General features: G+C 76.0%; 5 protein-coding genes. 3 read left to right on the plus strand and 2 right to left on the minus strand.

Annotated features, from left to right (window positions below):
• Nucleotides 1-121: 121 nt before the first annotated feature.
• Nucleotides 122-616 (minus strand): hypothetical protein, encoded by a 495-nt coding sequence (locus AB0O00_RS30475; RefSeq protein WP_363657229.1) that lies wholly within the window; start codon nucleotides 614-616, stop codon nucleotides 122-124.
• Between the two features lie 387 nt (nucleotides 617-1,003).
• Here AB0O00_RS30475 and AB0O00_RS30480 point away from each other — a divergent pair, with 387 nt between their 5' ends.
• The 3 genes from AB0O00_RS30480 to AB0O00_RS30490 all read left to right on the plus strand — a co-directional run bounded on the left by AB0O00_RS30480 (nucleotide 1,004) and on the right by AB0O00_RS30490 (nucleotide 3,870).
• A complete protein-coding gene (locus tag AB0O00_RS30480) occupies nucleotides 1,004-1,132 on the plus strand; it encodes a hypothetical protein (protein ID WP_363657231.1) in 129 nt (42 codons plus the stop codon).
• A 69-nt stretch (nucleotides 1,133-1,201) separates the two neighbouring features.
• The gene (locus AB0O00_RS30485; protein WP_363657233.1) at nucleotides 1,202-3,043 is read left to right on the plus strand and encodes an ABC transporter ATP-binding protein; all 1,842 of its coding nucleotides are present in this window, start codon (nucleotides 1,202-1,204) and stop codon (nucleotides 3,041-3,043) included.
• Nucleotides 3,040-3,870 carry a serine/threonine-protein kinase gene (locus tag AB0O00_RS30490; RefSeq protein ID WP_363657235.1) on the plus strand — a complete coding sequence of 277 codons (831 nt, stop codon included), beginning with the start codon at nucleotides 3,040-3,042 and terminating at the stop codon, nucleotides 3,868-3,870. The genes AB0O00_RS30485 and AB0O00_RS30490 overlap by 4 nt, the downstream gene beginning before the upstream one ends.
• A gap of 2 nt (nucleotides 3,871-3,872) precedes the next feature.
• Here the strand turns inward: AB0O00_RS30490 and AB0O00_RS30495 are convergent.
• Nucleotides 3,873-4,549 (minus strand): hypothetical protein (locus tag AB0O00_RS30495; RefSeq protein WP_363657237.1); only part of this gene is annotated, 677 nt, incomplete at its 5' end.

Genomic DNA, 4,549 nt, shown 5'->3' on the forward strand with positions numbered 1-4,549 from the left:
GGCTGCGCGCCGCCGGCCGGCCGCCGCCCCGCTCGCGTCCGGGGCCGCCCCGGCGCCGCCGCCCCGCCTGGCCAGGTGCGGGGACGCGGCGCCGGGGTGCCCGGCGGGCTCGGGGCCGGTGTCAGGCGCGCGCACCGGAGCGGCGGCGCAGGACGGCGAACCCCAGCGCCCCGGCGCCGCCGGCCGCGACGGCACCGCCGGCGGCCAGCGTCAGGCCGCTGCCGTCGGTCGCGGTGGAGCCGTCCCCGGCCTGGGCGGCGCCCTTCGGGACCTCGCGGACCTGCGGCCGGTTGGCGTCCGGGGCGCCGGCCGGCGACGGCGTGGCGGCGGGCGTCTTGGCCACCCCCGCACCGGCGGGCGCACTGACGGTCGGCCGGGCCGGAGCGGGCTGGGCGGGCGCGGAGCCCTTCGGGACCACGACCGTGCCGGAGGCGGCGGGGCCGGCGCTCGGGGTGGCCGTGGGGATGGCCGGGGCGGCGCTCGGGGTAGCCGGGGCGGGGGCCCCGTCGGCCCACGCCTGCCCGCCGGTCAGGGCGGTCACCAGGGCGGCCCCGGTCAGTGCGCAGACGGCCAGGACCCTGCGGCGCGGCGCACGATCGGTACGGCTCCTGCTCATGGGGTGCTCTCCTTCGTCGTCATCGTCGACGTCCGCCCTCGACGGTCGTCGTCGACGCTTCCCGGCCGTGTGGCCGGTGCGTCGACGGAGACGTTAGGGAGCCCGTGTCGCGGTCCCCGGGCGGTCGCGTCACGGCGGTCCATCGGCTTCGTAACGGGCTTCGTAACGCTACGGACGGCCTTCGTAACGGTCCCCGACGGGCTCTGCGGCGACTCGGCGACTCGGCGACTCGGCGAACCGGCGCCCCCCGGCACCCCGCCAACTCCCGCCGCGCAGACGGAAACCTCCCACGGCCCGCAGACGGAAACCTCCCCCCACCCCTGAACCGACCCGCCCGCCCGTGCGTACCCCCTGGTGACGGGGGGACCGGAGAGAAAGGTGGCAGCGATGAGCATGCTTGCCAACCTGGTCCCGGCGATGCGGCACGGCGGCAAGCACGACCGCAGCACCGACAAGGAGACCAGGAACACCAAGACGGGCCGTCGTCGTCGTCGCGACACGAAGTCGCGGCACTGACGGCTCCGCCGTCCTGTCAGGGCCGGGCCCCCGGCGGCCCGGCCACTCTCCACGGGCTGGATTCGTACCGTGTGGTCACTGCGGCGCCCGACCACCGCCGACCCGGGTGACGGGGACGGCGGCCGGGTGGATCCGGTCGTCGAGCCGGCCCCGGCGCTGCCGTTGCGGCGGACGTTCGGGCGGCTGTGGCCGTACACCCGGGGCGGGCGGCGCTGGCTGGCCCTGCTGCTGGTGCTCGTCCTGTCCGGCCCGGTGGTCGACGCGGCCACGATCTGGCTGTTCAAGGTGGTCGTCGACGACGTCCTGGTCCCGCACCGGCTCGGCCTGTTCGTGCCGGTCGCGCTCGCCTACGCGGCGCTGACGGTCGTGTCGGGGGCGCTGGGCTTCGCCGACCAGATGACCTCGACGTGGGTCGGCGAGCGCTTCCTGCTGGCCCTGCGGGCGGACGTGTTCCGGCACCTGCAGGGCCTGTCGCTCGGCTTCTTCGAGCGGCGGCGGCTCGGCGACGTGCTGGCGCGGCTGACCGGCGACGTCGAGGCGGTCGAGACGTTCCTGCTCTCGGGCATCGTCGACGCGGTCGCGTACGTCGCCGAACTCGCCGTGTTCCTGGGGGTGTTGTTCTACCTCCGATGGGACCTCGCACTGGTCGCGCTCGTTGTGGTGCCGCTGTTCTGGTGGACCGCGCGGCGCTTCTCGGCGCGCGTGAAGGCCGCCTCGCGCGAGCGGCGCAGGCGCAGCGGCACGGTGAGCGCGCTCACCGAGGAGTCGCTCGACAACATCGCGCTCGTGCAGGCCTGCAACCGGCAGGACTGGGAGCAGGAGCGGTTCCGGCGGGAGAGCCTGGCGCGGTTCCGGGCGACGATGGAGGCCGCCCGGCTGCGGGCGCTGTTCACGCCGATCGTGGACGTCCTGGAGCTGGCCGGCGCGCTGATCGTGCTCGGCCTGGGCGCCTGGGAGCTCGCGCGCGGACGCCTGACCCTGGGCGAACTCCTCGTCTTCGTCGCCCTGTTGAGCCGCCTGTACGGTCCGGTGCGGGGGATCTCGCGGCTCAGCAACGGCTTCTACTCGGCCTCGGCCGCCGCCGAGCGGATCCTCGAACTCCTCGACGAGCGCCCGCAGGTGAACGATCCGCCGGTGCCGGTGCGCCCCGCCCGGGTGCGCGGCGCGGTGGCGTTCGACGGGGTGTGGTTCCGCTACCCGGGCTCGACGAGGGTGGCGCTGTTCGACGTGTCGTTCCGCGCCGAGCCGGGCGAGACGGTCGCGCTGGTCGGCCCGAGCGGCGCGGGCAAGTCGACCGTCGCCAAGCTGCTGCTGCGCTTCTACGACCCCGAGCGCGGGGCCGTCCGCCTGGACGGGTTCGACCTGCGCGAACTGGCCGTCGCCGACCTGCGCGAGCACATCGCCGTCCTGCTCCAGGAGACCCTGGTCGTCCACGGCACCGTGCGCGAGAACATCGCGTACGGGCGGCCGGGCGCCACGGACGCCGAGATCGTCGCCGCGGCCAGGGCCGCCGACGCGCACGAGTTCGTCAGCCGGCTCCCGGACGGCTACGACACGGTGGTCGGCCGCAACGGCCGGCTGCTGTCCGGCGGGCAGTGCCGGCGGCTGGCGATCGCCCGCGCGATGGTCCGCGACGCGCCCGTGCTGATCCTCGACGAGCCGACGACGGGCCTGGACGCGGAGTCGGCGCGGCGGATCCTGGCGCCGCTCGGGCGGCTCATGCGGGGCCGGACGACGATCGTCGTCTCGCACGACCTGCCCGCCGTCCGGCACGCCGACCGGATCGTGCTGCTCCGGGACGGCTGCGTCGCGGACACCGGCACGCACGAGCAACTGCTGGCCCGCGACGACGGGTACGCGCGCCTCGACCGGCTGCACCGCCCCGACCGGCTTGAGGAGGTGCCGAGTTGAGCACGCGCGATGTCCAACCTCCCCTCCCGGCAGGGACGTTCATCGCGCCCGACTACCAAGTCCTGGCCCACCTCTGCCGCACCGGCTGGCTCGACGTCTACGACGCCTGGAGCGCGGAGCGCGACTGCCGGTGCGTCGTGAAGGTGCTCCGCCCGGACCGCCGCCGCGAGCGGCGCCTGCGCGCCCGGCTGCTCCAAGAAGGCCGCTGGCTCGCCGAGTTCACGCATCCGCACCTCGTCCGCGGCTACGGGACGGGCGAGCGCCCGCAGCCGTACACCGTCCTGGAGACGCTCAGCGGGGAGACGCTCGCCCACGTCCTGGACACCCGCTCCCGCCGCCCGGCCGCCGTCGACGTGGCCATGCTCGGACTCCACCTGTGCTCGGCCGTCCACTACCTGCACGGGCACGGTCTGCTGCACCTCGACCTCAAGCCCTCCAACATCGTGATCGACTGCCGCCGCGCCAAGGTGCTCGACCTCAGCGTCGCCCGTCCGCCCGGCCCGGCCGCGCCGGGCATCGGCACCGACGGCTACCTCGCCCCCGAACAGGCCTGCGGCGGCCCGCTCACCGCCGCCGCCGACGTGTGGGGCATCGGCATCACCCTCTACGAGGCCGCCACCGGCGACGTCCCTTTCATCGGCCCGGCCCCGGACGGCCCGGCCCCACCGGTCTCCCGTCGCCGCCGCCTCCCGAGCCCCCTGGCCGCCACGATCGACGCCTGCCTCCAATCCGACCCGGAAACCCGCCCGACCGTCGCCGAACTGGCCACCCGCCTCGACGAGTTGCTCCCCCAGAGCCGCCGCGCGCCGCAGCCGGAGGCGCAGTGAGCTCAGCGTGCGGCCCGTAGTCGGCGCAGTGTCCAGTCGGTGCCCAGCTGTTGCGTGTGTGCGGTGAAGAGCTCCGCGGCCCGCCGGTAGGACAGCCGTCCGCGGTTGGTGTGTGGGCAGCGGTCCGCGGGGGTGGTGGCGGCGGGGGCGCGGCGGTCGGTGAGGAAGAGCGGGCCGGTGGGGCGGCCGGCGACGAGGAGGGGGAGCAGGCGGGCGGTGCCGGTCTGCCACTGCACGGTCGGGCGCCCGGGGCGGGGGCGGGTGCGGCGTGCCGGGAGGTCGAGGTCGTCGGTGTTCAGGGCGAGGACGATTTCGATCGCGGCGCCGGACTCGTGCAGCAGGTGCCAGAGCGTCTGCTCGCGCAGCGGCGCCCGGAGGGCGAACAGGGTGCGCAGCTCGTCCGGGGTGAGCGGGTCGGCGGCGGGCGGCGGGGCGGGGCGGGCGCTCAGAGCGGCGGTGGGGTCCGCGCCGATCCAGCCCTGGGCGCGCCACCAGGCCACGGCCGCGCGCAGGGTGGAGAGTTCGCGGTTGAGCGTGCGCACGTCGGTGTCGGCGGCGCGGCGGGTGACGGCGGCGCCGAGGCGCACCCTCCTGGTCTGCCCGATGTCCCTGGTCGGGAACTGGCAGCGCGAGACCGAGCGCTTCGCCCCCGGTCTGCGCACCCACGTCCACCACGGCT

It is taken from the genome of Kitasatospora sp. NPDC093558 (assembly GCF_040683475.1).
Taxonomy (GTDB): Bacteria; Actinomycetota; Actinomycetes; order Streptomycetales; family Streptomycetaceae; genus Kitasatospora.

What these genes read in the sequence shown, in the direction of transcription:
- AB0O00_RS30480 (WP_363657231.1), top strand. Translation starts at nt 1,004, where the DNA reads ATGAGCATGCTTGCCAACCTGGTCCCGGCGATGCGGCACGGCGGCAAG.
- AB0O00_RS30475 (WP_363657229.1), bottom strand. Translation starts at nt 616, where the DNA reads ATGAGCAGGAGCCGTACCGATCGTGCGCCGCGCCGCAGGGTCCTGGCC.